This window comes from Azonexus sp. R2A61, from assembly GCF_021401135.1.
GTDB lineage: Bacteria > Pseudomonadota > Gammaproteobacteria > Burkholderiales > Rhodocyclaceae > Azonexus.
This window is the reverse complement of sequence record NZ_JACBFO010000003.1, coordinates 417,367-443,311: the sequence shown is the minus strand read 5'-3', so window position 1 is coordinate 443,311 and position 25,945 is coordinate 417,367. Positions and strand designations below refer to the sequence as shown.

At 53.5% G+C, this 25,945-nt stretch carries 26 protein-coding genes; 6 read left to right on the top strand and 20 right to left on the bottom strand.

Annotated features, from left to right (window positions below; translation table 11 throughout):
• Positions 1 to 37: 37 nt before the first annotated feature.
• The 15 genes from L0962_RS11925 to L0962_RS11855 form a co-directional block, all read right to left on the bottom strand.
• Positions 38 to 451, bottom strand: coding sequence for a hypothetical protein (locus tag L0962_RS11925; protein WP_234086650.1), 414 nt, complete (start codon positions 449 to 451; stop codon positions 38 to 40).
• A gap of 5 nt (positions 452 to 456) precedes the next feature.
• Complete coding sequence (locus L0962_RS11920) at positions 457 to 936, bottom strand: glycosyltransferase (RefSeq protein WP_234086649.1); 480 nt, start codon at positions 934 to 936, stop codon at positions 457 to 459.
• Complete coding sequence (locus L0962_RS11915) at positions 933 to 1,379, bottom strand: hypothetical protein (RefSeq protein WP_234086648.1); 447 nt, start codon at positions 1,377 to 1,379, stop codon at positions 933 to 935. Before L0962_RS11915 ends, L0962_RS11920 begins: the two co-directional genes overlap by 4 nt.
• Positions 1,376 to 2,599 carry a hypothetical protein gene (locus L0962_RS11910; RefSeq protein WP_234086647.1) on the bottom strand — a complete coding sequence of 408 codons (1,224 nt, stop codon included), beginning with the start codon at positions 2,597 to 2,599 and terminating at the stop codon, positions 1,376 to 1,378. The genes L0962_RS11915 and L0962_RS11910 overlap by 4 nt, the downstream gene beginning before the upstream one ends.
• 6 nt (positions 2,600 to 2,605) lie before the next feature.
• Positions 2,606 to 3,436 carry a glycosyltransferase gene (locus L0962_RS11905; RefSeq protein WP_234086646.1) on the bottom strand — a complete coding sequence of 277 codons (831 nt, stop codon included), beginning with the start codon at positions 3,434 to 3,436 and terminating at the stop codon, positions 2,606 to 2,608.
• A 14-nt stretch (positions 3,437 to 3,450) separates the two neighbouring features.
• Positions 3,451 to 6,000 (bottom strand): hypothetical protein, encoded by a 2,550-nt coding sequence (locus tag L0962_RS11900; protein WP_234086645.1) that lies wholly within the window; start codon positions 5,998 to 6,000, stop codon positions 3,451 to 3,453.
• Positions 6,001 to 6,003: 3 nt separating this feature from the next.
• Entirely contained in the window at positions 6,004 to 6,798 is a 795-nt protein-coding gene (locus L0962_RS11895; protein WP_234086644.1) for a glycosyltransferase, read from the bottom strand.
• A 65-nt stretch (positions 6,799 to 6,863) separates the two neighbouring features.
• Positions 6,864 to 7,391, bottom strand: a complete 528-nt coding sequence (locus L0962_RS11890) for a serine O-acetyltransferase (protein WP_234086643.1) — start codon at positions 7,389 to 7,391, stop codon at positions 6,864 to 6,866.
• A complete protein-coding gene (locus tag L0962_RS11885) occupies positions 7,388 to 8,353 on the bottom strand; it encodes an acyltransferase family protein (RefSeq protein ID WP_234086642.1) in 966 nt (321 codons plus the stop codon). The genes L0962_RS11890 and L0962_RS11885 overlap by 4 nt, the downstream gene beginning before the upstream one ends.
• Positions 8,331 to 9,515 (bottom strand): O-antigen ligase family protein, encoded by a 1,185-nt coding sequence (locus tag L0962_RS11880; RefSeq protein ID WP_234086641.1) that lies wholly within the window; start codon positions 9,513 to 9,515, stop codon positions 8,331 to 8,333. Before L0962_RS11880 ends, L0962_RS11885 begins: the two co-directional genes overlap by 23 nt.
• A gap of 13 nt (positions 9,516 to 9,528) precedes the next feature.
• Positions 9,529 to 10,404: a glucose-1-phosphate thymidylyltransferase RfbA gene (gene rfbA, locus L0962_RS11875; RefSeq protein ID WP_234086640.1), complete on the bottom strand. Its 876-nt coding sequence runs from the start codon at positions 10,402 to 10,404 to the stop codon at positions 9,529 to 9,531.
• A 1-nt stretch (position 10,405) separates the two neighbouring features.
• The gene (gene rfbC / locus L0962_RS11870; RefSeq protein ID WP_234086639.1) at positions 10,406 to 10,951 is read right to left on the bottom strand and encodes a dTDP-4-dehydrorhamnose 3,5-epimerase; all 546 of its coding nucleotides are present in this window, start codon (positions 10,949 to 10,951) and stop codon (positions 10,406 to 10,408) included.
• Positions 10,952 to 10,967: 16 nt separating this feature from the next.
• A complete protein-coding gene (gene rfbD / locus L0962_RS11865) occupies positions 10,968 to 11,855 on the bottom strand; it encodes a dTDP-4-dehydrorhamnose reductase (RefSeq protein ID WP_234086638.1) in 888 nt (295 codons plus the stop codon).
• Positions 11,852 to 12,919 (bottom strand): dTDP-glucose 4,6-dehydratase, encoded by a 1,068-nt coding sequence (gene rfbB, locus L0962_RS11860; protein ID WP_234086637.1) that lies wholly within the window; start codon positions 12,917 to 12,919, stop codon positions 11,852 to 11,854. The genes rfbD (L0962_RS11865) and rfbB overlap by 4 nt, the downstream gene beginning before the upstream one ends.
• On the bottom strand, positions 12,916 to 13,065 hold the full coding sequence (locus tag L0962_RS11855) for a hypothetical protein (RefSeq protein ID WP_234086636.1): 150 nt from the start codon (positions 13,063 to 13,065) through the stop codon (positions 12,916 to 12,918). Before L0962_RS11855 ends, rfbB begins: the two co-directional genes overlap by 4 nt.
• A gap of 261 nt (positions 13,066 to 13,326) precedes the next feature.
• Between L0962_RS11855 and galE the strand changes: the two genes are divergently transcribed.
• Entirely contained in the window at positions 13,327 to 14,310 is a 984-nt protein-coding gene (gene galE, locus L0962_RS11850) for a UDP-glucose 4-epimerase GalE (RefSeq protein WP_234086635.1), read from the top strand.
• Positions 14,311 to 14,335: 25 nt separating this feature from the next.
• Here galE and L0962_RS11845 read toward each other — a convergent pair whose 3' ends face one another.
• From L0962_RS11845 to rfbD (L0962_RS11830), 4 genes are all read right to left on the bottom strand, one after another.
• Positions 14,336 to 15,316, bottom strand: coding sequence for a nucleotidyltransferase domain-containing protein (locus tag L0962_RS11845; RefSeq protein ID WP_234086634.1), 981 nt, complete (start codon positions 15,314 to 15,316; stop codon positions 14,336 to 14,338).
• A gap of 122 nt (positions 15,317 to 15,438) precedes the next feature.
• Positions 15,439 to 15,987, bottom strand: a complete 549-nt coding sequence (rfbC, locus tag L0962_RS11840) for a dTDP-4-dehydrorhamnose 3,5-epimerase (RefSeq protein ID WP_234086633.1) — start codon at positions 15,985 to 15,987, stop codon at positions 15,439 to 15,441.
• Entirely contained in the window at positions 15,987 to 16,865 is an 879-nt protein-coding gene (gene rfbA / locus L0962_RS11835; RefSeq protein WP_234086632.1) for a glucose-1-phosphate thymidylyltransferase RfbA, read from the bottom strand. The genes rfbC (L0962_RS11840) and rfbA (L0962_RS11835) overlap by 1 nt, the downstream gene beginning before the upstream one ends.
• An 11-nt stretch (positions 16,866 to 16,876) precedes the next feature.
• Positions 16,877 to 17,764: a dTDP-4-dehydrorhamnose reductase gene (gene rfbD, locus L0962_RS11830; RefSeq protein WP_234086631.1), complete on the bottom strand. Its 888-nt coding sequence runs from the start codon at positions 17,762 to 17,764 to the stop codon at positions 16,877 to 16,879.
• Positions 17,765 to 17,919: 155 nt separating this feature from the next.
• Between rfbD (L0962_RS11830) and L0962_RS11825 the strand changes: the two genes are divergently transcribed.
• The 5 genes from L0962_RS11825 to L0962_RS11805 all read left to right on the top strand — a co-directional run bounded on the left by L0962_RS11825 (position 17,920) and on the right by L0962_RS11805 (position 24,683).
• The gene (locus tag L0962_RS11825; protein ID WP_234086630.1) at positions 17,920 to 18,630 is read left to right on the top strand and encodes a class I SAM-dependent methyltransferase; all 711 of its coding nucleotides are present in this window, start codon (positions 17,920 to 17,922) and stop codon (positions 18,628 to 18,630) included.
• A 211-nt stretch (positions 18,631 to 18,841) separates the two neighbouring features.
• Entirely contained in the window at positions 18,842 to 20,071 is a 1,230-nt protein-coding gene (locus tag L0962_RS11820) for a TolC family protein (RefSeq protein ID WP_234086629.1), read from the top strand.
• Positions 20,068 to 21,213, top strand: coding sequence for an efflux RND transporter periplasmic adaptor subunit (locus tag L0962_RS11815; RefSeq protein WP_234086628.1), 1,146 nt, complete (start codon positions 20,068 to 20,070; stop codon positions 21,211 to 21,213). The genes L0962_RS11820 and L0962_RS11815 overlap by 4 nt, the downstream gene beginning before the upstream one ends.
• Positions 21,210 to 24,320 carry an efflux RND transporter permease subunit gene (locus L0962_RS11810; protein ID WP_234086627.1) on the top strand — a complete coding sequence of 1,037 codons (3,111 nt, stop codon included), beginning with the start codon at positions 21,210 to 21,212 and terminating at the stop codon, positions 24,318 to 24,320. The genes L0962_RS11815 and L0962_RS11810 overlap by 4 nt, the downstream gene beginning before the upstream one ends.
• A gap of 24 nt (positions 24,321 to 24,344) precedes the next feature.
• Positions 24,345 to 24,683 (top strand): P-II family nitrogen regulator, encoded by a 339-nt coding sequence (locus L0962_RS11805; RefSeq protein ID WP_234086626.1) that lies wholly within the window; start codon positions 24,345 to 24,347, stop codon positions 24,681 to 24,683.
• Between the two features lie 77 nt (positions 24,684 to 24,760).
• Here L0962_RS11805 and L0962_RS11800 read toward each other — a convergent pair whose 3' ends face one another.
• Complete coding sequence (locus tag L0962_RS11800) at positions 24,761 to 25,927, bottom strand: nucleotide sugar dehydrogenase (RefSeq protein ID WP_234086625.1); 1,167 nt, start codon at positions 25,925 to 25,927, stop codon at positions 24,761 to 24,763.
• Between the last annotated feature and the right edge of the window lie 18 nt (positions 25,928 to 25,945).

The following is a 25,945-nucleotide window of genomic DNA, read 5'->3' as shown; positions in this document are numbered from 1 at the left end:
ATAAACGAAGTAAAAATGCTGCGACGCACAAACCACATCAACGCAGGATGCTCTCCTGAAACCATCCCCAGATACCGAGCGAAAACCCGGGGAATAAATTGATGCCAAAAGCCGACTTGACCAGATACAACATGAGCAAACCGAGCAACGCCGAGAAAACGAGAAAGATGGCTAACGAAAGCACCATTGCAACGCGCGCAATCTCTCGTTCCCGCCGCGACAACTCCCGCCGGTTACGCCCCGCCAGCACCACAAAGTAGTAATGCCATCGCCATATTTTCAGAGTCCAGCGCAGGTCGACCGCATGTACGCCCCATGCTCTCCCACCGAACGCAACTTTCAGTGCCAAGAGTTGATCCGCACTGAAAGACCCCCTGGAATCGGAAGGCAGCTTTTCGAGCAGGTTTTTTACAAAAAAATCGTCACGAACATCATCAGAAACAGAACTCATAGAATTCAACTAGCATGCAACGCTTTGTGAAGCTTATCGATAAAGCCGGCAGGCGCATAATCTGATATATATCGAGGCGCTGAGATGCCATTCCTTGCTGAAAGCAACGTTAATAGCTCATTTTTTTCAAAAGCCACGGGAACATCAAGTTTATCCTTTAACCAACGAGCGGTAGCCATTTGATGATCATTTCTGTGCTCACCCAATTCAAATCTGCGTGGAAAAATAATAATCGGTTTTCGAATTTTCATTGCTGTAAGAACAGTACCCATACCAGCATGAGCAACAATTAATGACGACTTTTCATAGCAGGCCGAAATTTCATTCGGTTTTAAAAAATCCACCGCCTTGAAGTTTCTCGGAGAATACTTCCCTGGGCCTATTTGAGCAAAAATCTCCACTCCATCGACATTACCTGCCCAATCATCAACAATTTCAACTAGACGATCAAACGGCAATTGAGTTCCAACGGAAATAAAAATCACAGCACACTCCCCCAAAAATCGGGTCCGTCATCTGTATTAGCCAAATGCTCCCACTGTGTGAGCCAAATATCGGCCCATCGCCCAACTCTAGCACCAGAACCAGATAACTCTTCGGCATTCGCGATGCTATCGATCCAGACAGTTTTTGCGCCGATCAATTTACCAAACATTAATGCAGCAAATCCAACAGCTGCGCCAGTCGTAATAACCACATCAGGCCTGCTACGCATGATCACCCAGGCCACCTGAACAAACATGAACAGCAAACGGATTTTTTGCCACTGATTGGCATCAATAACGGAATAAAAATGGCCATCAACCTCTCGCTTGTGAGCAGGATTGGTAGTCAGGTAAGAAACATAAAAACCTTTGAAAGCAGGTGTAAGTCTGGATAACTGAATCCAATGCCCACCACTCGAAGCCACTGCCAATAGATTTTTCAATTGATCACCTCAGCACGTTCCTTGGTTACTATATTCTTAAAAAAAACAAATAAAAGATATGAATATGGAACCAAAAAACCACAAATCCCACCAATGACAGCGCCTTCCGACGAATATTTCATAACGAGAGGCACCGTGACAATTAGCGACAATAAAGCGCCAAAAAACTGGGACATCGCATAATTTTTATACATCCCAATTTTATATACAACAGACTCTAGCGGTGGCATGCTTGCAATCAAAATATAAGAGACAACAGTCAACATAAAAACCTTATCAAACTCGGTGTACTTACCTCCAACAACCACTGAAATTATTTCATCCGCCCAAATAACTGCCAACACGCCAAGAAATATGCTGAGAAGCAAATAAAACAGATAACTCCGAATTACCTTTCTTTTCCCAAGCTCCACGGACTCAGAAAAAACCTTTGCAAAAACCAATTTATCGACCACATCCAAACTTCTGATAAGCACCATCATTGGTTGTAATGGGAGCCGAACAGCGGCATAACCAGCTACAGCATATGCACCACCAAAAAAACCTAAAACCCATTGCGGCGCAGAAGTAAACCCAATCGCCGAAAGAGCGCCAAAGGTATTCCAACGGACAGAATCCTTAAGCATACGCCGCCATAAAAAAATAGCATGCCGCCATCGATACCCGCCAACCTTAAAAGCAATGATTAACAACTTTGCCAAAGAAATACACATCAACCCAAACATGGCAATCTCAAATCTGGGCTTAATAACGTAAACAACACCAACCAGAAAAACCACACTCCCAGAGGTCAAAATAGGTATTAACCAACGAAAGCTTCCTCCAACAAAGCGATACAAAACCACCCGGTCAATATCAATCGACATGAATAACGCGAGACAAGCAAGAACCCCGAATGCCGTGGTGTAAACCAAAGTACGTTGCCCAAAAAACAATTCGAATAAAACAACAAGCCCTGAAATAAGCAACAACGGGAAAACCACCAGCGCATGTTGCGCTGGAACAGCGCGCACTCGTTTCATGAACAAATCTTGCCCCATCAATGAAACGGGAACAGAAAAGCTCATACGGTAAATACCGGAAATCGCTAAAGAAACCAACAAACCATTAGCATAGCCAGCATATTCAATTGGAGTATAAGTCCGAATCAATACCAAACCGATCAGAAAATTGGCTGCAGAAAAAGCCAATTGATCGAACAACGAAATTAAGCGCGCCATGCAGTACTACTTAAAAATAAATCGATATAAATGTTTCAGTATTTTTCTGGCGAACTCTTTAGCGAGTCGAACGTTTCCAAAAAAATATCGATCCAATCCGAACTCAAAAGCATTTTCCCGCACTTTGCAAGAAAAATTTCTTAGATAACCAAAACGGTCGTCGTAAGCATTAATACGAACACGCGTACCACGAACACGATTGGAAACATTTCCACCATGAACAACCTGAAGCCACATCGGCGTTCCAGAGATATGCTGAACTTGGCCGAGCTGAGATAACTCGGTATGTTGTACGCCCCAAATCGTTACCGCATCAAGCCCAAATGGCTCCACCATGGAAGAAAATGGATTACTGTGATCCCAATACTCATAAAGAGCCTGCTTTGAACCATTTAGTTGGAGAATGGCTCCCTGATCAAAATTGATAACAAACTTTCCTTTTCCGGAGAGCGCAACATCTTGCACTCTGGCCACGTAATCATCGGCAAGGATATCGTCACTATCAAGTCGCGAAGTTAATAAAAAATCAGCAGGTTCGCAATCTCTTACAATCTGCGGTCCCAGTACCCGCATATCAAAGCTATCCGTATAAACCGGCTTGAAAGGATAGACCTTGGTCAATTCAGAAATTTTTTCCTTGTAATCGGCAGGAGTTTCCACATCAAAAAATATTATCCATTCAAAGCACTGATTGCTTTGGGCCTTCACACTAGGAAGACAAATATCCTCAAACAGTATGAAGCGCTCATCAAGCCAGCCTCTTTTCAGACGGATTGCAGCTTCTCGCCCCGGCGAAGCGACATTAAACCTGGTTATAATCAAATGTCTGATATTCATAAAGCACCATTATTTTAGTAAATCATCCCTTCGAATCTTGGCCAATACCAAGCGCCGGGCCCATATTCTGACGTTGAATCAACGTAATCTCTAGAAGGCTTTCCTGGTTTTATAAAACCAGAAATCATGGTCACCTCGGGGAAATATACACCACCATCAGAAGCAACCCTTCCATCGATATCGTAACGAATTTCTTTCTTCGAATTGATGAATTGATAAATTGGTTTTCCATTCAGTGGGCGAACATGATCTATCAAATTTCGCCCTGGAAATGGCTCAATATAAAAATCTTTCAGAAAAACAGGATAAGGGCGATAGGATCCGTAACGATTTCCGTCACTTGTATCCAAATGATAAAATGCGGAAGTGACATTACCAGGGCTTTTCTTTATATCTTCCGGTCTATCCTTTTCATATTGGCGATACTCTGCAGCCATTCGCCCCTGAACTCGAGAAATTTTCAACCACCGAGGCAAGGGAGCTGACTCGTTCAACTCCACATCTTTTGACAGATACTGAACTGGCAAAAAGAAACCCGCATAGTAAGTAGAAAATTTAATATTAAAGTGCCCACAGTAATCTGCAACGGCCCCCAAAGGACTGGACTTCCCATCGGTTGATGCAGTTTGCCATTGCATACCCGCATCGCCATGATACCCCTCAACCGTTCCGGAAACTGACTCGGTTATAAGATCAATATAATAATCATAACTTTCGGCTTTTAGCTGCCGAGTATTCCAGTTAAGTCGAGTCTGATGAGGATCATTTCGTGTTACAAGATTCCAGTCGTCCCTGCCATTTTCAAGCGGATTCATATCACGGTAAATCCCGGCCCTCAAACCAGATATCGCATTATGAAAAACTGAACGTGTAAATTTATAGCCACCAATTTCCCAAACAGTACCAATAGAGTTGATTACATCAGTATCAACCCGATCATTTTTATTGACGGGTATAGTAACGGCCGATTCATTGCCACGGTTGCCATAAACATTTCGAACCTTTCTGACTTTTGTACGGGCCCCAACGATAAGTACATCACGCCTTGGAATCGGAAATGTTTTTGTCCAGTTTAATTTGTAATCGAGCAATTCCCCGGTACCGAAACCAGGAAAAACCTGGTCAGCTTCCATTTCCTCAAGATCGACAATAATCGGATCAATCAATTTAAGGGTATTAACAGCCTGGTGTGTTTGCGGCAAATCCCAACGATCCGAAGCACCTAGCACAGTATCAGCCATCGATGAAGGTACAAACGGCAGAACAACCAACTTCTTCAGATAAGAATCCAAATTGATTTTTTCTCGATCAAGATCATCCCCAAAAACGATTTCCGCCAAACGAAATGGGTGCCTAATAGGCAATTGACCAATAATATTACCGTCCAGATAAACATAAACGGTTTTTTCCTTGAATGGATCAAAGCCGATCGCTAATCTTGAACCACGATTACCAAATTCTGATTTATACGCATCGAAACGGATAACGGTAGAACTTTCACCATTCACACGAAGAAGCAATTCAATTTCACCCTGCGCGGAAAACTTGACTATTAAACCAGATCCGTAGTCGCTTCTAATCGCACGAAACGAAAAAGCGTGATCATTGCCCAACGGAGGCAAATCCAAATCAAATACTGCGAGAAAAGCCCCATTTTCTATGCCTTTCGTGATGTTATACGAAAGCTTATCTCCGGCACGACTTCCATACGGTATAAATGTGGTCGGACTGGAACTGTTCGTAAGTTGAAACTTCCGAACCGTTTTCTGAACTTTTGATTCTGTTTGAACATATAGCGGTGTTACGGTAACTATTCCATTTTTTGGAATAGAAAACCGGAACGGTTCATGTTCCTTCGCTACTCCCGTAACAACACCATCAATCTTGACAGCACCGCTCCCCCACATCTGCAGGATGTAATTACCCTTGACCAAAACGACCTCTTGAACGCTGGGGGAGTCGGGATTCAGAAGGTACTGAGTTCGTGCGCCTTCCAATAAAAGACCGCGATCTGTTATAGCGGGAATATTTTTTTTAAAATTAAAAACCTTGCGACCGGCATTCAGGGAGTTTTTTTCACTATCCCGGGAAAAAAAACCGCCGGAAGCTTCTCGAAAATTTGACTCACTACCGAAAAAATGGCCGTTCAAAAAATATTCATTCTTTCGAAAATCAGCAATCCAATTACTACCCTTATCCAACCAGCTTTGAATATCCTTGGACACGACATGAAGTACAACCTTATGTGGGCAAGAGAAATCAGTTGCCCTTTCTATAATATCCAGAACTAAATAGCTATCGTGTTTCTCCGTAAGGCTTATTCTTTTTGAAACAGATAGCACGCCAGAAATCTGATCAATATCAAAACCCTCAACTACCTTTCTGAACATGAAGGCCGATTTTTCATTACCGGTGTACAGGCGCTTTAAAGCCAGAATATTTTTACCAACCAGAGGATTGGTATCAATTTCAATTTCGTATAATTTTGGAGTGCAATTGGAAGCCCCAAAAACAAGCGAATTGCACAAAAAAAACAAAAAAACGGAAATAAAAAATTTTCGCATTTATTATTTTTTCTTATTTCCACTTTGAAAAAAACGCTTCAGGGAGATAATTAGCAAATTCCCGTACTTTCCAATTGGAACTTTCCCGGTAATCACGAGATGTCCCCCAACTAGAATTTTCTTTATAAACAATTTCCATCCGCCCTTGACAAAACGAGCATTACTAGCTATCGCCAGCAATGCACCTGGGTAGTAAACCCCTTTCAAGGTTGGATCTGGATCTCGATGTCCAATTAATGGTTCATTAATAAATTCACATTTTTCCGCAATGGAAAAAATCCTCAAGGCATAATCAGTATCTTCTCCGCCATTATATTTTGCACCGACACCAAGATCTTCATCAAAAAAACCGGATTTTTTGATTAAATCACCCCGCGCAAAAAAAGTATTGGATGAAGCGAATGCAGCCACTTTGAATACGCTCGGAAGATCATTAATTATCAGTTTATTTGTAAATTCGACTGGCGAAAAAGAATATCTGCAAAACAAATAATCCAACGAATAATCATTTTTAAACCGGAAAATAATACGATCCAGATTTTCAAAGGGATACCAGCAATCATCGTCCGGAAACGCCACAATCGCCCCAGTAAAATCCTCATGCCCGGCATGCCCAAGAAGAATATTTCGTGCTCTGGACAAAGACACTCGAGAGTTCAGATGAAACACTCTAAAAAAGTCCGGGATTCTGCTGCTAATGTACTGAAAATCCTCCTCTGAACATCTCTGAATCAGCAAATATGCGTGAACATCAACGTCCGGGTTGCGCAGTTTTACCTGCTGCAAAGACTCGACCATGACATACAACTTCTCAAGTCGTTTTGAATCATTGTCGCATGTCGTAAAACATAACAATTTCATTATCAAACCTCTATTTCGCTTTTTTTGGGGATGATACGAGCAGGAACGCCAACAGCGATCGAATTAGAGGGAACATTGGTGATAACAACTGCGTTGGCACCAATATCAACATCATCACCAATCACAACTTTTCCAAGAATCTTTGCTCCAGCCCCAATGTTCACTCGATTACCAATTACTGGCGCATCAAGCGGATGATCAATTACTTTATTTCCGATAGTAACCCCTTGGCGCACTATTACATCGTCACCAATTACAGCCTCGCTATGAATTATGATGCAGCCAAAATGCTCAATGATGAATCGCCGTCCAATCCGTACATGCGCGCCAATGTAGATACCAAAGGCAATTTCGCACAACTTTGTAAAAATAATATGCACTATTCTCAATAGGAAATAAACTGGCTTAAAGCCAATCGTCCTAGTCATCCTACCAAAACGATGTACCAGTAAAGAGTAATAGCCTTGAGAAATAAAAGGCCTTCGATAAATCTTGAAATCCTCTTTAAGTAAATCGAAACAATCACTCATGCAAGATACTTCCGAAAAATCAAAAATACAGAAAATCGTTCCACAATAAACGAGAGCAGCAAAGGAATTAAAATCCCAGAAACCACTAACACAAACAACAAAATTTCACTTGACGTTTCGGGATAAAATTTCAAAACCATTCCCTTAACAACACCAATGGCAATCGTATTTAGCAGATACACAGCCATTGATTTTTTACCCAAGCCCTCAACAAAACACAGGCTTTGTGCCTTATAGAAACCATTCAAGCAGAAAAATGCAAACCCGCCGAAAACCCCCATTGGAATAAATCTAAAATCATCACCAAAAAACGCAACGGAAGAAACAAAGAATGCAAATAAAAACAAACACCCAAGATACAGACGGCGAAAAAACCAATTTCTGTACAGGTGTACAAAACCACCAATTAAAAAGAACACATAATACCGTTTGAATTTATCGAAATAAAAAATATCCCAGTCAGGAAAAAAAACCAGCACCGCGGAGAACAAGAACAAAAGCCAAGGATTTTTTTTAAAAAAAACAGCAGTAATTACACAGCAAAAAAACAGAACAAATAAATACCATATACTCTGAACTGGACTTTCCGATGTTTGCACAAACATTCTAAGAGCACCAGTAAATACATTTGTAACCGGATCATCAACTTTTAGAAAAAAAGCGGAAAAATATTTCCCAAAAACAACCAGTATTCCCACAAAGAAAAACGGCACTAACAACCGATCAGCAATTTTTCGGAAATAATTAAATACTTGGTCACTAGCCAGAGAATGCTTACCACTTAGAAAAAATAAATAACCACTCACCATCATGAATACCGGCATGTGGAAACCATAAATAAAAGAGCGAAGATTAGAAAACCAATCCAACCCAATGTCTTTTGGCGTGACGTGACCAACCACCACCAAAAAAATCAAAACCCCTTTGATTAAGTCGATTTCAACAAGTCGATCTTTGCTCATTAGAACCCGCTTTCTTATTTCCAAATATCAATAATGACCCATACCAACCAACGAGCAGCATCGGATAATATGTAGGCGTTGCTAATGCGTTTTCAACATAAACAAATATCAAGTACGAAACAAGAAAAGCAAATCCAACAAGCCATCCATCCTTACTACCAGAGAAAATATTTCTTAAATACAAAAAAGAAAAAACCAAAAAAAATACAATTGTTTGATAAAAACCGATTTCGACTGCTAATCGAATATAATCATTATGAGCAGCCGTTCCACCACCAACCAAAACGGATATTTCCGGCGGTACAGAATAAAAAGAATGTCCAAAACCAATTCCGAAGTCAGGATAATCTGACATCAGTCCATAAAAGTAATCCCAAAGCACATCTCTGCCACTAGAGCTTTCGTTACCGAATCTATCCAGAATTGACTTTCCAAAAAAAACCAAGAAAACCAGCAGTCCGCAAATCCCTGCTAGTAAGGTTAAGAGCTTCTTTGCCAGGCTAGATTTATCGATAATAAAAAATATTGTTGCCACCAGGAAACAACCTAACGCAATCGGCATTCTTGCCGCAGTTAATAACAAAATGCAAAAGTTAAAAACAAACCAGAAAATATTTTGTTTTTTTCCCTGATAGTAATAGAGCAAAAGTGCTGACAAAACACCACTTAAAGAAATTCCCGCAAGAAATGCGGGAACTGTTGAGCCTTGCAGTCTTGGCACTTCAATAGCGCCATCGATTCCAAAAATCGAACCGACACCGATCATTTCATAAAATACCCCTGCCGTAATTGACAGTAGCGGGGAATACATTACCAGCCTGACCACAGTTACCATCTGGTTTTTTCTTGGAGTAGCCACAAAAAGTAAAAATAATGAAACAACCTGGTTCAACGCCAGAAAAAAAATACTCCACTCAAAGTAATGGTAATCCGTAAGCACTCCGGAGATAGAAATTAGTGCTAAAACAAAAAAAACGGAAATCAAGTTTATTTCATCTATCCTGTTGAAAAAAACGCAGAACAGTGCAGAAAAAAGCAAAAAAAGCTTGGATACCAAAGGAGCAAACTCCATTCCAAAAGCTTTTTCTAGCGAAAGAAAAAACAAGCAGTATCCGGCCCCAAACAGAACAGGATATGCTCTATGTAAAAATTGATTGCTCACCGATTAAAAGCCTTTATAGCCCGACGCAAACCAAACTTGACAAATATTTTCCGTAGGAATTTTTTAATAACGGCTTCGCTAGCTGCATAAGCTTTTCCTGATCTATCCACCCCATTCTGAAGGCAACTTCTTCAGGGCAAGCCACTTTCATGCCTTGCCGTTTTTCTAGCGTGGCAATGAATTGCCCGGCTTCAAGAAGGCTATCGTGGGTCCCTGTATCCAGCCACGCATAGCCACGGCCCATTATTTCTACGTTGAGATTTCCCTGGCGCAAATAACATGCATTGACATCGGTAATTTCAAGCTCTCCGCGTGCGGACGGCTTTATTTCTCGGGCTATGTCACAGACATGCTCATCATAAAAATACAAACCAGTAACAGCATAGTTTGATTTTGGCTTTTGTGGCTTTTCTTCTATGGACAAAGCATTCTTGTTGTTATCAAAATCAACAACACCATATCTTTCTGGGTCGTTAACATGATAAGCAAACACCGTTGCCCCTCCATCTTTTTCTGCGGCGCTTTTTAATAACCCGTGAAAATCATGACCATAAAAAATATTATCGCCGAGAACCAATGCACTCTTGTTGTTAGCAACAAAATCTCGACCGATGATGAAGGCTTGTGCTAGGCCATCCGGAGAGGGTTGAACCTGATATTGAATATTGACACCCCACTGCTCGCCATTGCCCAACAGCGATTCAAATCGCGGCGTGTCCTGAGGGGTGGAAATCACCAGAATATCTCTTATCCCGGCCAGCATCAGCGTGGTCAATGGATAATAAATCATCGGCTTATCGTAAACCGGCAATAACTGTTTTGATATTGCCAAAGTTGCCGGATGCAATCTGGTACCCGAACCTCCGGCAAGAATAATTCCTTTACGCATTTTAACTCCCTGTATTTTCAGTGAACGGAGAAGCGCTGGCATCTTTTAGGGAAAGCAGCGGCGTTCCGTTTAACGGCCATTCAATTCCAATAACCGGGTCATCCCAACGCAAACTTTTCTCTGCATGAGGTGCGTAATAATCCGTTGTTTTATAGAGAAACTCGGCAGTTTCACTCAGCACAAGGAAGCCATGTGCAAATCCAGGCGGAATCCAGAGTTGTCGCTTATTGGTTTCGGACAATTCATAACCAACCCATTTTCCATATGTCTCTGAATTTTTTCTGATGTCTACGGCTACATCAAAAACACATCCCTGAACAACACGAACCAGCTTTCCCTGTGCATGTGGCGCTGTCTGGTAGTGCAATCCTCTTAATACATTCCTGGCGCTTTTTGAATGGTTGTCCTGAACAAAGGGCAAAGTAACGCCGGTCGCTTCAGCAAATTTCTTTAGATTGAAGCTTTCAAAAAAGAAGCCTCTCTCGTCGCCAAAAACCTGAGGTTCAATCAGTACAACATCCGGAATTTGAGTGGGTGTGATCTTCATGTCAGATAAGCCAAAACTAAAGTATCTGTTGCAGGACGTGCGCCAGCCCGTCTTCCCAGGGGGGCAGGCGCAGGCCGAAGGTGTCGGTGAATTTGCCGGTCGCCAGCCGCGAGTTGGCCGGGCGCGGTGCCGGTACCGGGTAGGCGCTGCTCGGAATCGGCTCGATGTCGGCGGCGGCGATCTTCAGCGGTTTGCCGGCGGCGGCAGCCGCCGAGACAACGGCCTGCGCGTAGGCGTGCCAGTTCGTCACGCCGCCGGCCACCAGGTGGTAGAGACCGAACGGGAAACCGGCCCGGCCGTCGCGGATCAGCCGTGCCAGCACTTGTGCGGTGGCATCCGCCAGCAGCGCGGCGCTGGTCGGCGCGCCGAACTGGTCGGCAACGACTTTCAGCGTGTCGCGCTCGCCGGCCAGCCGCAGCATGGTCTTGGCAAAGTTGCCGCCGTGCGCGCCGAACACCCAGCTGGTGCGGAAGATCAGGCAGTCGGCACCACTCGCCTGCAGCGCCCGTTCGCCGGCCAGCTTGCTCTTGCCGTAGACGCTCTGCGGGTTGGGCGCATCGTCTTCGCGGTAGGCGCCTGCGCCGGTGCCGTCGAAAACGTAGTCGGTGGAGTAATGGACGACGACGGCACCGAGGGCCTTTGCCGCTTCGCCGAAAATCCCCGGTGCAACGGCGTTGACCGCATGGGCCGTGGTTTCGTCGCTTTCCGCCTTGTCGACCGCGGTATAGGCCGCCGGGTTGACGATGATTTGCGGTTGCACCGCCGACACCAGCCGGCGGATCGCCGCCGGGTCGGAAAGATCGCATTCGGCGTGGTCGACCGCAACTACTTCGCCCAGTACCGCCAGCGATCGCTGCAGTTCGAAACCAACTTGTCCGTGCTTGCCCGTCAGGAGGATTTTCATGCAGCCGCTCCGTACTGCTTGCCCAGCCACTGCTTGTAGGCACCGCTGGTCACGTTATGTACCCAATCCTGGTTGTCGAGATACCACTGCACCGTCTTGCGGATGCCGGTCTCGAAGGTCTCGGCCGGTTTCCAGCCCAGCTCGCGTTCGAGCTTCGTGGCGTCGATCGCGTAGCGCCGGTCGTGGCCCGGACGGTCGGTCACGAAGGTGATCTGCGTCCGGTACGACTGGCCGTCGGCACGCGGGCTCAGTTCGTCGAGGATGGCGCACAGCGTGTGCACCACGTCCAGATTGGCCTTTTCATTCCAGCCGCCGACGTTGTAGGTTTCGCCCAGTTGGCCGGCTTCGAGCACGCGGCGGATGGCGCTGCAGTGATCCTTGACGTAGAGCCAGTCGCGGATTTGCTGGCCGTCGCCGTAGATCGGCAGCGGCTGGCCGGCCAGCGCATTGTGGATGACCAGCGGGATCAGCTTTTCCGGGAAATGGTAGGGGCCGTAGTTGTTCGAGCAGTTGGTAGTCAGCACCGGCAGGCGGTAGGTGTGGTGGTAGGCGCGCACCAGATGGTCGGAGGCCGCCTTGCTCGCCGAGTACGGGCTGTTCGGCTCGTAGCGGTTGGTTTCCCGGAAGGCCGGGTCGTCCTTGGTCAGCGAGCCGTAAACTTCGTCGGTCGACACGTGCAGGAAACGGAAGGCGTTTTTCCCGGTTTCGTCCAGTTGACCGTACCAGGCGCGCACCGCTTCGAGCAGCCGGAAGGTGCCGACGATGTTGGTCTGGATGAAGTCTTCCGGTCCGTGGATGCTGCGGTCGACGTGCGATTCGGCGGCAAAATTGACCACCGCGCGCGGCCGGTGTTCGGCCAGCAGCTTGCTGAGCAGTTCGCAATCCCCGATGTCGCCATGGACGAAAATGTGCCGCGCATCGCCGTCGACCGTGGCCAGGTTCTGCCGGTTGCCGGCATAGGTCAGCGCATCCAGGTTGATGACCGGCTCGTCGCACTGCGCCAGCCAGTCGAGGACAAAATTGCTGCCGATGAAGCCGGCGCCGCCGGTGACCAGGATCGTCATTTGCTTCCCCTTGCGCGGCGGATTAGACCATCACCATCGATCGTTTCCGAATTTTTACAATTATTCATGGGATGCGTATAGCAAACCACGGTCGAGGTGATCTTTTCCCAATGCCCCACCTCATAAATTTTGCTGTCTTTGGCCATGATGAACGTTTTCTTTGTTGGTCGAAACACCGCCCGCACTCCTGGCCGTAATGGCGCCAATTGTTACGGTCGACCGCGCGATTCTGCCAGTTCCTTCATGGATGATAAAGAAATATCTTGCAGTGCACCATTTCGCATATTCTGCTATGACTTTCGGCCTAGCAAGACCGTTAGTTCTGTCAAGAAATGCTATTGAAATGACTGGTCCGGCAATTGTTTCATCCGGTATAGTTCGCTGCGTTTTGACAGGGGGAGCGCTTCGTGAAAGTTCTTGTCGTAGGGGGTGCCGGTTACATCGGTTCGCATATGGTCAAGCGGCTGGGGCAGTTGGGTTGCACGGTGACGACGCTGGACAATCTTTCCAGCGGCCATGCCGATGCCGTGCTGGCCGGCGAGTTGGTGGTGGGCGACATTGCGGATACCGCCCTGCTGCATTCGCTGTTCGAGCGCGGCCGTTTCGATGCGGTGATGCACTTTGCGTCCTTCATCCAGGTGGGCGAGTCGGTGCAGCATCCGGCGAAGTACTACGAAAACAATGTGACGAACACGTTGAACCTGCTGAATGCGATGAAGGCGTTCGGGGTTTTGCGCTTCATCTTCTCGTCGACCGCAGCAACCTTCGGTGAGCCGCAGTATTCGCCGATTGACGAGGCGCACCCGCAGCGGCCGATCAATCCTTACGGCCGGACCAAGCTGATGGTGGAACAGGCGCTGGCCGATTACGACACGGCCTATGGCCTGAAGTCGGTCTGCCTGCGTTATTTCAATGCGGCCGGCGCCGATCCCGAAGGCCAGTTGGGCGAGCGCCACGATCCGGAAACCCATCTGATTCCGCTGGTGTTGCAGGCGGCTTCCGGTCGACGCCCGAATATTTCGGTTTTCGGTACGGATTACGATACGCCGGACGGCACCTGCATCCGTGATTACATCCATATTGCCGATCTGTGCGAGGCGCATTGGCTGGCGCTGCAGAGCCTGGTGGCCGGCCAGGACAGCCAGGCCTACAACCTGGGCAACGGCAACGGGTTTTCAGTGCAGGAAGTGATCGACGCCGCCGGCCGGGTCACCGGTCGGCCGATTCCGGTTCAATACGGCGCGCGCCGTGCCGGCGATCCGGCCCGGCTGGTGGCGGATTCACGCAACGCGCGGGAGAAGTTGGGCTGGCAACCGCAGTTTCCGGATCTGGAAACGATCATCGGGCATGCCTGGCAGTTCGAGGAGAAATGCCGGGCAGGCCGAGGTTGACCGCAGGAGGCCGAAAGAGCGCAAATTAAAGCAGGCGAGCTAGCAGTGCTTTCGGGAAGTACCGCATGTGGCTGGCTTCAAACGGGTATAGCGGCAGATATTCATTCACAAGCGCATAGACCATTTTTGACTGAGCCAGGTCGCGTCTTTTTTTTACCGGGTCACGGTCGGTCTGCTCGGAAAGCCATGCCTTATGCACGGCAAAGGCTCGAGGGTCTGGCACTTTAGCCCGGACGGGCATGCCATTGCTGGCGATGATGATGCTTTCCACCGCCGGTGCATTGGCCAGCCATTGCAAATTGGGTACTTCCACTGCTTGCAAATCGTTGTCGGCAAAGGTGATTGTTTCTGTCTCGCGCATGTCCCGCTGAGGAATGATCAGATCGACCATGAAACCTTGCTTGTTGGTGGCACGCAATGGTTCTTCAGGGTTGATCTCGAAGGAGGCATCGGCTTTGCGCAGCAGTCCGAGAAGACCGTAGCCATCGAGATTCCTGGCGACAACCGCCAATTTTTTACGGGGATCGTAGAGCAGATCGACATCACCGGACGCCAGCAATTCCATCCGCAAGTGGACGCCTGCCATACTTTCATAGGCGTAAATGGCATGTGTGCCAACGACCCTGAAGTCATCCCGAGCCTGCGATGCATCGATGACTTGGAAAATTTCGGCAACCGTCAAAGGTAATCGCCCCAGATTGACCGCCTTGTTCAACCTGGCCTGCGTACGCATGCGTTCGTCAAGCGCTTCAACACGCTCCTTTGCCCGTGCTTTGGCTTCGATAAATGCCAGGTATTTCGCCTCTGTCTCCGGGCTGCGCGGCCCTAGTGATTTGGCATTTCCCCTGGCATCCTGGACTCTGTAGAGGTAATCCTTGCCTTTGACCATTTGCCATTTCATGCCGTATTTGAACTGGGCAACCTGCTGCCTGGCCTGAGCCCAAGGGCCATGAAGCTGGGTTGATTCAACCAGAAACAGTCGTTGCTGCTCGTTAAGCGGGGTCATCGGCCGAAAAATTATTCCGCAAAAAATTTAAAATTAAAATTACAGGATAATTTTTTATTTTTCAATAGATTAGTTAGCAACAATCTCGGCGACGACAACACGAACCCGAATACCGCCTGCCCTCATCCGAAATACGTTGCCTCAGCGAACGAAAGCGCCGCTGCATCCTTGGCCGACAGTTGCGGCATGCCGTCGAACTGCCAGTCGATGGCCAGTTGCGGGTCGTTCCAGCGGATGGCGCGTTCGTGCTGCGGCGCGTAGTAGTCGGTGGTCTTGTAGAGGAATTCTGCCGTCTCGCTGAGCACGATGAAACCGTGCGCGAAGCCGGGCGGTATCCACAGCTGGCGCTGGTTGTCGGCACTCAGCCGTTCGCCGACCCACTGGCCGAAGGTTTTTGCGCTTTGGCGCAGGTCGACCGCAACATCGAAGACTTCGCCCTGCACGACGCGCACCAGTTTGCCCTGCGCCTGTTCGATCTGGTAGTGCAGGCCGCGCAGCACCCCGCGCACACTTTTCGAGTGGTTGTCCTGCACGAAGTCGATGTCGGGCAGGCCGGTGGCGTCGCGGAAGGCCTTGAGGTTGAAGCTTTCGTAGAAGAAGCCGCGGGCATCGCCGAAGACTTTCGGTTCGATCAGTTTGACTTCCGGGATCGCCGTGTCGATCACTTGCATCAGAACACCTGTTCCTTGAGCAGGCCGATCAGGTATTGGCCGTAGGGGTTTTTCAGCATCGGCTGGGCCAGGGTTTCGAGCCTGGCGGCGCTCAACCAGCCCTTGCGGTAGGCGATTTCTTCCGGACAGGCGATTTTCAGGCCCTGCCGTTTCTCGATGGTGGCGATGAACTGGCCGGCTTCGAGCAGGCTTTCATGCGTGCCGGTATCGAGCCAGGCGTGGCCGCGGCCCATCACCTGTACGTTGAGCATGCCGCGTTCGAGGTAGATGCGATTGACGTCGGTGATCTCCAGTTCACCGCGCGGCGAAGGCTTGAGGTCGCGGGCGATGTCGAGCACCTGGTTGTCGTAGAAGTACAGGCCGGTCACCGCGTAGTTCGATTTGGGCGCCTTGGGCTTTTCTTCCAGGCTGACCGCCCTGCCCTGCGCGTCGAATTCGACCACGCCGTAACGTTCGGGATCATGCACGTGGTAGGCGAAGACGGTGGCGCCGGCGCTGCGCGCGTCGGCATTGACCAGGTCGTTGGCGAATTCGTGGCCGTAGAAGATGTTGTCGCCGAGGACCAAGGCGCTGTCGCCATTGCCGATGAACTCGCGGCCGATGACGAAGGCCTGCGCCAGGCCGTCCGGGCTGGGCTGCACGGCGTATTGCAGGTTCAGCCCCCACTGGCTGCCGTCGCCCAGCAGTTGCTGGAAGCGCGGCGTGTCCTGCGGTGTGGAGATGATCAGGATGTCGCGAATCCCCGCCAGCATCAGCGTCGAGAGCGGGTAGTAGATCATCGGTTTGTCGTGGATCGGCAGCAGCTGCTTGGAAACCGCCAGCGTGACCGGGTAAAGACGGGTGCCGGAACCGCCGGCGAGAATGATGCCCTTGCGCATGATTTGTTTCCTTAAAGTATCTGTTGCAGGACGTGCGCCAGCCCGTCTTCCCAGGGGGGCAGGCGCAGGCCGAAGGTGTCGGTGAATTTGCCGGTCGCCAGCCGTGAGTTGGCCGGGCGCGGTGCCGGTACCGGGTAGGCGCTGCTCGGAATCGGCTCGATGTCGGCGGCGGCGATCTTCAGCGGTTTGCCGGCGGCGGCAGCGGCCGAGACAACGGCCTGCGCGTAGGCGTGCCAGTTCGTCACGCCGCCGGCCACCAGGTGGTAGAGACCGAACGGGAAACCGGCCCGGCCGTCGCGGATCAGCCGTGCCAGCACTTGTGCGGTGGCATCCGCCAGCAGCGCGGCGCTGGTCGGTGCGCCGAACTGGTCGGCAACGACTTTCAGCGTGTCGCGCTCACCCGCCAGCCGCAGCATGGTCTTGGCAAAGTTGCCGCCGTGCGCGCCGAACACCCAGCTGGTGCGGAAGATCAGGCAGTCGGCACCACTCGCCTGCAGCGCCCGTTCGCCGGCCAGCTTGCTCTTGCCGTAGACGCTCTGCGGGTTGGGCGCATCGTCTTCGCGGTAGGCGCCTGCGCCGGTGCCATCGAAAACGTAGTCGGTGGAGTAATGGACGACGACGGCACCGAGGGCCTTCGCCGCTTCGCCGAAAATCCCCGGCGCAACGGCGTTGACCGCATGGGCCGTGGTTTCGTCGCTTTCCGCCTTGTCGACCGCGGTATAGGCCGCCGGGTTGACGATGATTTGCGGTTGCACCGCCGCTACCAGCCGGCGGATCGCCGCCGGGTCGGAAAGATCGCATTCGGCGTGGTCGACCGCAACTACTTCGCCCAGTACCGCCAGCAATCGCTGCAGTTCGAAACCGACTTGTCCGTGCTTGCCCGTCAGGAGGATTTTCATGCGTTTCGCTTCGCAGCCATCATTCTTGCCGCATGGCAAAGGCCGTATTGTAGTTTCCGATGCGGCGGCCGTCTGCGGCTTTTTGTCGCCGGGACATGGCTCGATGTCGGCGCAGCAGCTACCATAAGGATTTTCTGATACACAGGATTTCCGCCATGCAGATCGCCCGCCCCATCGATACCCCGCCGGTCAACGAAATGAAGCTGCTGCTCGACAGGCTGCCGCTGGACGGCGCACGCGTGCTGGAACTGGGTTGCGGCAAGGCGGAAAAGACGCGGACCCTGGCACAGACCGGTCGGGTACGCGAGATTGTGGCGCTGGAGGTCGATGCGATCCAGCATGCGAAGAATCTTGCGGTCGACGACCTGCCCGGGGTGATTTTCGCGCATGGCGGCGCCGAGGCGATTCCGGCGGCGGATGCGAGTTTCGACATCGTGCTGATGTTCAAGTCGCTGCATCATGTGCCGCTCGGACAGATGGAGGCGGCGCTGTCGGAAATCGCCCGGGTGCTGAAGCCGGGCGGCCTGGCCTGGATTTCGGAACCGGTCTATGCCGGCGAGCTGAACGAAGTCTTCAAGCTGTTCCATGACGAGAAGACGGTACGCGAGGCGGCATTCGCGGCGATCTGCCGGGCGGTGGCGCAGGGGCCGCTGGCCTTGCAGGAAGAGTTGTTCTTCCATACGCGCAGTTTCTTCGCGGATTTTGCGCAGTTCGAGGCGCGGATGATCCACGTGACGCATACCGATCACCGGCTTTCGCCGGCCTTGCTGGATGCGGTTCGGGCGAAGTTCATGTCGTTCATGACGCCCGAGGGCGCCAGCTTCCAAAACCCGCAGCGGGTCGACGTTCTGGTCCGTCGCGGATAAAGCCCCGGTTGGCGGCGGGGTCGGAATTTACGGATTATTAACGCGCAAAAATTCGATAAAAGCTGACGATCTTTCAGCTTGCTTAACATTGCAAAGCTTGTTGCGGTGCAATATCCTGCGAGCAATATCGTCATCGCTAAACGTGCTATGGCGATTCCTGAAATCCAACCGGCCTCCCCGGCCAGCCCCAATCTATCGGATGTCACGCACCATGTATCGGACGAAACTCTGGATCATCGGCCTCGGTCTTTGGTCCGGCCTTGTTGCGGCCCAGACGGCCTATGACTTGAAGGATCTGGAAAACCTGGCCAGCGAATCCAGCCCCGCGCTGCAGGCCGCCCGCGAGCAGGTGCGGGCCTCGGAAAGCGCGATCCGCAGCGCTTCGGCGATCCCGAACCCGGAAGTGGAATACCTGAAAGGTTCGACCAAGGCACGCAGCCCGGGCACCAATACCGGCAATACCGATTCGGTCAGCGTGACCCAGCCGCTCGACCTGATTCAGCGCTTTCCGCGGATCGGTGCCGCCGAGGCCGGTTATGCAGCCAGCCAGGCGAATTACCGCGTGGTTCAGGCGGAATGGCTGGCCCGGCTGCGGCTGCGCTATTACGAGGTACTCCGCCGCGAATCCGAATGGCGCAACGCCAAGGAAGACCTGAAGTTGATCCAGGGCGTCAATTCGCGCATCCGCACGCGAGTCGACAGCGGCGATGCGGCGCGCTTCGAGCTGATCAAGTCGGAAGCCGAAATGCTCAACGTGCAGAAGAACGTGCAGGCGGCCTCGGCCCGCGTCGCGCATGCCCGGCTGCAGTTGCGGCAGGCGGTCGGCGCGGCGCTGCCGGAAAATTTCCAGCTGACCGGCCAGTTGCAGAACGTGCCGGAACTGCCGCCGATCGAAACGATGCGCGAGGCGCTGGCCGGTGACAATCCGAGCATTGCCCGCGCCCGCGCCGAAGTGCAGCGTGCCGAGCAGCAGCTTTCCTATGAAAAGGCCCAGCGCCTGCCCAGCCTGGCCTTGAAAGCCACGCAGACCACCGATCCGGACACGCGCAGCACGATGGGCGGCGTGGTGGTCTCGGTGCCGTTGTGGGACTGGCGCCGCGGCCCGGTCGGCGAGGCCAGCGCACAGCTGGCGCGGGCCCGCAACGAGTTGCGCGACCAGGAGTTTTCGGTGGCGCAGGGGCTGGAGATGGCTTACCAGCAATACGAGATCGCCTTGTCGCAAGTGGCCGCGCTGGAAGGCGGCATCGTGCGCCAGGCGGAAGCGGCGCTGAAGGTGGCCGAAGCCGCCTACCGTTTCGGCGAGCGCGGCTTCATCGAAGTGCTCGATGCGCAGCGTGTCTATCGCGCGGCGCGCGCCGAACTGACCATCGCCCGTTATGAGCTGGCCGCGGCCTGGGTGGAATTCGAAAAACTGCGGGCCCAATCTGGAGAAAGCAAATGATCAAGAAAGTCCTGGCGACGCTGGTGGCTGCCGCGCTGCTCGGCGGCTGCGGCAAGGAAGAAGTGAATACCGCCGCGCCGGCCGTTGCCGATAGCAATATCGTGGAACCGGCGGAAAGCCTGGTTGCCCAGCTGAAGATCGAAGCCGCGGGCTTGCGGCCGATTGCCGAAACGCTGCGGGTGGCGGGCCAGATCAGCTTTGACGAGAACCGGCTGGCGCGCATCGGGGCGACGATCACCGGGCGGGTCATGGATATCGAGGTTAACGTCGGTACCGCGGTCGACAAGGGCAGTGTGCTGGCCACCATCAACAGCAGCGAGCTGTCGACACAGCAACTGGCTTATCTGAAGGCCCGCTCGCAACTCGAATTGAGCAAGCGCAATGCCGAACGCGCCAAGTCGCTGTTTGAGGCCGATGTGATCAGTGCGGCCGAACTGCAGCGCCGCCAGGCCGAATACCAGATCGCCATCGCCGAGGAAAATGCGGCATCCGACCAGTTGAAGCTGCTCGGCGTGTCGGCGGCGGCAATCACCCGCCTGGGCGAAAAGGGCGCGATCAATTCGGTGACGCCGGTGGCGTCGACCCTGCGCGGCATCGTGGTCGAGCGCAACCTGAACCAGGGCCAGGTCGTGCAGCCGGCCGACGTGCTGTTCGTGGTCGCCGATCTGGGCCGGCTGTGGGCCGTGGCGCAAGTACCGGAACAGCAGGTCAGCCAGGTCAAGGCCGGCCAGTCGGTGAGCATCGAAATCCCGGCACTGGGTAACGAGAAGCGCGTCGGCAAACTGATCTACGTCGGACAGACGGTCAATCCGGAAACGCGGACGGTGCTGGTCCGCACCGAACTGGATAACGCCGACGGTCAATTGAAACCGGCCATGCTGGCCACCATGCTGATCGAGGCCAAGCCGGTCGACCGGCTGGTCGTGCCGGAAAAGGCGGTGGTCCGCGAGAACGATGCGGACCACGTGTTCGTCGTCGGCGACGATGGCCGTTATCGGCTGCGTCCGGTCAAGCTGGGCATCGAGCAGGACGATTACCGCGTTGTGTTGTCCGGCCTGAAGCCGGGTGAAAAGCTGGTGGTCGACGGCGCCTTCCATCTGAACAACGAGCGCAATCGTCAGGCCCTGGAGGGCGGCGCATGATCGAGTCACTGATCCGGTCGGCCCTGAAGCAGCGGCTGATCGTTGCGGTGATCGCGGCGATCATGCTGGTGTTCGGGCTGGATGCCGCGCGCAAGCTGTCGGTGGATGCCTTCCCCGATGTGACCAACATCCAGGTCCAGATCGCCACCGAGGCGCCGGGCCGTTCACCGGAAGAAGTCGAACGCTTCGCCACGGTGCCGCTGGAAGTGGCGATGACCGGCCTGCCCGGGCTGGAGGAAATGCGTTCGCTGAACAAGCCGGGGCTGTCGTTGATCACGCTGGTATTCAGCGATTCGACCAGCGTCTATTTTGCCCGCCAGCTGGTCATGGAGCGCCTGCTGGAAGTGGGCTCGCGGCTGCCGGAAGGCATCACGCCGGTGCTCGGCCCGGTATCGACCGGCCTGGGCGAGGTATACCAGTACACGCTGGATCACCCGGACGATGGCGACCGGACGCTCAGCGAGGAAGAGCTGATGAAGCGGCGGATCGTCCAGGACTGGGTGGCCCGCCCGTTGCTGCGCTCGATTCCCGGCGTGGCCGAAATCAATTCGCAGGGCGGCTTCGCCAAGCAGTACCAGGTGCTGGTCAATCCGGACAAGCTGCGCCATTACGGGATCAGCATCCAGGATGTTTATGTGGCGGTCGGCCGCAACAACGCCAATGCCGGCGGCGGCGTGCTGCCGCACTACGCCGAGCAATATCTGATCCGCGGCGTCGGCCTGATCCGCGATCTCGACGATCTGGGCCTGATCGTGCTGCGCGAGAAGGATGGCGTGCCGGTCTACCTGCGCGATCTGGCAACCATCCAGATCGGCCACGAGGTGCGTCAGGGTGCGGTAATCAAGAACGGGGTGACCGAGGCGGTCGGCGGTATCGTGATGATGATTGCCGGCGGCAACGCCAAGGAAGTGGTCAGTCGGATCAAGGCCAGGGTCGACGAGATCAACGCCAAGGGCATGCTGCCCGAGGGGCTGAAGATCAGCGCGTATTACGACCGTTCGGAATTGGTCGATGCGGCGCTGTGGACCGTGACCAAGGTGCTGCTCGAAGGCGTGCTGCTGGTCGTCGTCGTGCTGTTCCTGTTCCTCGGCGACGTGCGTTCTTCGCTGATCGTGGTCGGCACGCTGATCCTGACGCCATTGCTGACCTTCATGGCGATGAACCAGTTGGGCATTTCGGCCAACCTGATGTCGCTGGGCGGTCTGGCGATTGCCATCGGCCTGATGGTGGACGGCTCGGTGGTGGTCGTCGAAAACGCCTTCCTGCAGTTGGGCAACCGGGCAAACAGCGGCGAAAGCCCGTTGCGCATCATCCTGAAGGCGGTGGTGGAAGTGGCGACGCCGGTGATCTTCGGCGTCGGCATCATCATCCTGGTGTTCCTGCCGCTGATGACGCTGCAGGGCATGGAAGGCAAGATGTTCGCGCCGCTCGCCTACACCATCGCCATTGCGCTGGGCATTTCGCTGATCCTGTCGCTGACGCTGACACCGGTGCTGTCGACCTACCTGCTGAAGCCGCCGGCCCACGCCGGCGACCACGACACCAAGCTGATCGCGGCGATGAAGTCGCGCTACTTGAAGATGCTGCACTGGGCACTGGCCAACGAGCGCAAGACGGTGGCGCTGGCCGGCGGCCTGTTCGTCGCTGCAGTGGGCCTGCTGCCTTTCCTCGGTACCGCCTTCATCCCGGAAATGAAGGAAGGTTCGGTGGTGCCGGGCATCAACCGGGTGGCGAACATCTCGCTCGACGAATCGATCAAGATGGAAATGGAGGCGATGCGCCTGGTGATGGAGGTGCCGGGCGTCAAGTCGGCGGTGTCCGGCGTCGGTCGCGGCGAATCGCCGGCCGACCCGCAGGGGCCGAACGAGTCGACGCCCATCGTCAGCCTGAAGCCGCGCGATGAATGGCCGAAGGGCTGGAACCAGGACGACATCGCCGAGGCCATGCGCGACAAGCTGAAGGTGCTGCCGGGCGTGCAGATCGTCATGGCGCAACCGATTTCGGACCGGGTGGACGAGATGGTGACCGGCGTGCGCTCGGACATCGCCGTCAAGGTCTTCGGCGACGATCTCGATCAGTTGCGCCGTGTCGCCAACGATATCGGCAAGGTGGCCCAGACGCTGAAAGGCGCGCAGGATCTGCGCATCGAGCGGACCAGCGGTCAGCAGTACCTGACGGTGGATATCGACCGCCAGGCGGTGGCGCGGCTGGGCCTGAACGTGGCCGACGTCAACGATGTGCTGGAAACGGCGGTGGGCGGCAAGGAGGCGACGGAAATCTTCGAGGGCGAGCGCCGCTTCCCCGGCGTGGTCCGCCTGCCCGAGCATTTCCGCGACGACATCGATGCCATTTCCAATCTGCTGATCACTTCGCCGAAGGGCGCCCAGGTACGGCTGATCGACATCGCCGACATCCGCCTGCAGGATGGCCCGGCGCAGATTTCGCGCGAACTGGGCAAGCGGCGCATCGTGGTCGGCGTGAACGTCAAGGATCGCGACCTGGGCGGCTTCGTCGCCGAGCTGAAGCAGAAGGTGGAACGCCAGATCAAGCTGCCGGACGGCTATTACCTCGAATGGGGCGGCCAGTTCCAGAACATGGAGCGGGCGCTGGGCCACCTGACGATCATCGTGCCGATCACCGTGGCGGCGATCTTCTTCCTGCTGTTCCTGCTGTTCAATTCGCTGCGCTACGCGACGCTGATCATCACCGTGCTGCCCTTCGCGTCGATCGGCGGCGTGATTGGCCTGTTCGTCACCGGCGAATACCTGTCGGTGCCGGCATCGGTGGGCTTCATCGCGCTGTGGGGCATTGCGGTGCTGAACGGCGTGGTGCTGGTGTCCTACATCCGCGGTCTGCGCGAGGAAGGACGCGGCGTGCGCGAGGCGGTGGTGGAAGGTTCGACGCTACGCTTCCGGCCGGTGATGATGACGGCGACGGTGGCCATGCTCGGCCTGATCCCCTTCCTGTTCTCGACCGGCCCGGGCTCGGAAGTTCAGCGACCGCTGGCGATCGTGGTGATCGGTGGACTGATCACATCGACGCTGCTGACGTTGGTGATGCTGCCGACGATCTACCGCTGGTTCGACGAAGAGAAGATCGAGGCATGATTCATACGCAAGGGAGACCATGAGATGAAGGAAATCAAGGCCGTGATCCGGCCCAACAAACTGGCCGCCTTGCGCGAAGCGCTGGTCGCCCTGCCGGATTTTCCGGGGATGACGGTCACCAAGGTGGAAGGTTGCAGCGCGCCGTCGCGCCATATCCGGCAGAATTCGATCAAGGAAGAGCTGACCGATTTTTCACCGAAGGTGAGGATCGAGATCGTTGCCCCGGACGAGGCCGCGGAAACGCTCTACGAGGCAATCTGCAAGGTTGGCCAGACCGGCCATTACGGCGACGGTCTGGTATGGGTCACCGACATCGAGAAGGCGACTTTCATCTTCAAGACGACGCCGGCCGCGCCGGGCTGAAAAAAAGCCGGCGCAAGCCGGCTTTCGCGATACCACAGGGAGACGGCCGCCAGGCCCTCTCCCTTTTTCATGGCGTTTCAGTCGCCGCCGAACAGGTCGCGGCTGTATACCTTGGCTTCGACATCGCGGATGTCGTCGGTGATGCGGTTGGCGATGATCACGTCGGCTTCGCGTTTGAAGGCGGCCAGGTCATTGACCACGCGTGAGCGGAAAAACTCGTTTTCCTTGAGCACCGGTTCGTAGATCACCACTTCGATCCCCTTCGCCTTGATCCGCTTCATGATGCCCTGGATGCTGGAGGCGCGGAAATTGTCCGAGCCGGCCTTCATGATCAGCCGGTAGACGCCGACCACCTTCGGATTGCGGCGGATGATCTCGTCGGCGACGAAATCCTTGCGCGTGGTGTTCGATTCGACAATGGCGTGAATCAGGTTCTGCGGCACGTCGCGGTAGTTGGCCAGCAACTGCTTGGTGTCCTTGGGCAGACAGTAGCCGCCATAGCCAAAAGACGGGTTGTTGTAGTGGTTGCCGATGCGCGGGTCGAGGCTGACGCCGGTGATGATCTGGCGCGTGTCCAGGCCGTGCGTCGCGGCGTAGGTGTCGAGTTCGTTAAAGTAGGCGACGCGCATCGCCAGATAGGTGTTGGAGAACAGCTTGACCGCTTCGGCTTCGGTGCTGTCGGTGAACAGGACCGGGATGTCGTCCTTGAGCGCGCCCTGTCTGAGCAGGTTGGCAAAGGTTTCGGCACGCGCCGAGCGCTCGCCGACGATGATCCGCGACGGGTAGAGGTTGTCGTACAGCGCCTTGCCCTCGCGCAGGAATTCCGGCGAGAAGATCAGGTTGTCGCAACCGTACTTCTCGCGGGCACCGGCCGTGAAGCCGACCGGGATCGTCGATTTGACGACCATCACGGCCTTGGGGTTGATCGCCATCACGTCGCGGATCACCGCTTCGACCGAGCCGGTGTTGAAGTAGTTGGTTTCCGGGTCGTAGTCGGTCGGCGTGGCGATGATGACGAACTCGGCGCCGGCATAGGCTTCGTGCTTGTCCAGCGTGGCGCGGAAATTGAGCGGCTTGTTGGCCAGGTAGTCCTCGATTTCGGTATCGACGATCGGCGACTGCTTGCGGTTGAGCATCTCGACCTTCTCGGCGACGATGTCCAGCGCGACGACTTCGTTGTGCTGCGCCAGCAGCAGGGCGTTCGACAAACCGACGTAACCGGTTCCGGCAATGGCAATCTTCATGGAATTCAGGACTCGCTG

Coding starts and splice junctions, on each gene's coding strand:
- L0962_RS11925 (WP_234086650.1), bottom strand. CDS start 451: ATGAGTTCTGTTTCTGATGATGTTCGTGACGATTTTTTTGTAAAAAAC.
- L0962_RS11910 (WP_234086647.1), bottom strand. CDS start 2,599: ATGGCGCGCTTAATTTCGTTGTTCGATCAATTGGCTTTTTCTGCAGCC.
- L0962_RS11905 (WP_234086646.1), bottom strand. CDS start 3,436: ATGAATATCAGACATTTGATTATAACCAGGTTTAATGTCGCTTCGCCG.
- L0962_RS11900 (WP_234086645.1), bottom strand. CDS start 6,000: ATGCGAAAATTTTTTATTTCCGTTTTTTTGTTTTTTTTGTGCAATTCG.
- L0962_RS11895 (WP_234086644.1), bottom strand. CDS start 6,798: ATGGTCGAGTCTTTGCAGCAGGTAAAACTGCGCAACCCGGACGTTGAT.
- L0962_RS11890 (WP_234086643.1), bottom strand. CDS start 7,391: ATGAGTGATTGTTTCGATTTACTTAAAGAGGATTTCAAGATTTATCGA.
- L0962_RS11885 (WP_234086642.1), bottom strand. CDS start 8,353: ATGAGCAAAGATCGACTTGTTGAAATCGACTTAATCAAAGGGGTTTTG.
- rfbA (WP_234086640.1), bottom strand. CDS start 10,404: ATGCGTAAAGGAATTATTCTTGCCGGAGGTTCGGGTACCAGATTGCAT.
- rfbC (WP_234086639.1), bottom strand. CDS start 10,951: ATGAAGATCACACCCACTCAAATTCCGGATGTTGTACTGATTGAACCT.
- rfbD (WP_234086638.1), bottom strand. CDS start 11,855: ATGAAAATCCTCCTGACGGGCAAGCACGGACAAGTTGGTTTCGAACTG.
- rfbB (WP_234086637.1), bottom strand. CDS start 12,919: ATGACGATCCTGGTCACCGGCGGCGCCGGCTTCATCGGCAGCAATTTT.
- L0962_RS11855 (WP_234086636.1), bottom strand. CDS start 13,065: ATGGCCAAAGACAGCAAAATTTATGAGGTGGGGCATTGGGAAAAGATC.
- L0962_RS11845 (WP_234086634.1), bottom strand. CDS start 15,316: ATGACCCCGCTTAACGAGCAGCAACGACTGTTTCTGGTTGAATCAACC.
- rfbC (WP_234086633.1), bottom strand. CDS start 15,987: ATGCAAGTGATCGACACGGCGATCCCGGAAGTCAAACTGATCGAACCG.
- rfbA (WP_234086632.1), bottom strand. CDS start 16,865: ATGCGCAAGGGCATCATTCTCGCCGGCGGTTCCGGCACCCGTCTTTAC.
- rfbD (WP_234086631.1), bottom strand. CDS start 17,764: ATGAAAATCCTCCTGACGGGCAAGCACGGACAAGTCGGTTTCGAACTG.
- L0962_RS11825 (WP_234086630.1), top strand. CDS start 17,920: ATGCAGATCGCCCGCCCCATCGATACCCCGCCGGTCAACGAAATGAAG.
- L0962_RS11820 (WP_234086629.1), top strand. CDS start 18,842: ATGTATCGGACGAAACTCTGGATCATCGGCCTCGGTCTTTGGTCCGGC.
- L0962_RS11815 (WP_234086628.1), top strand. CDS start 20,068: ATGATCAAGAAAGTCCTGGCGACGCTGGTGGCTGCCGCGCTGCTCGGC.
- L0962_RS11810 (WP_234086627.1), top strand. CDS start 21,210: ATGATCGAGTCACTGATCCGGTCGGCCCTGAAGCAGCGGCTGATCGTT.
- L0962_RS11805 (WP_234086626.1), top strand. CDS start 24,345: ATGAAGGAAATCAAGGCCGTGATCCGGCCCAACAAACTGGCCGCCTTG.
- L0962_RS11800 (WP_234086625.1), bottom strand. CDS start 25,927: ATGAAGATTGCCATTGCCGGAACCGGTTACGTCGGTTTGTCGAACGCC.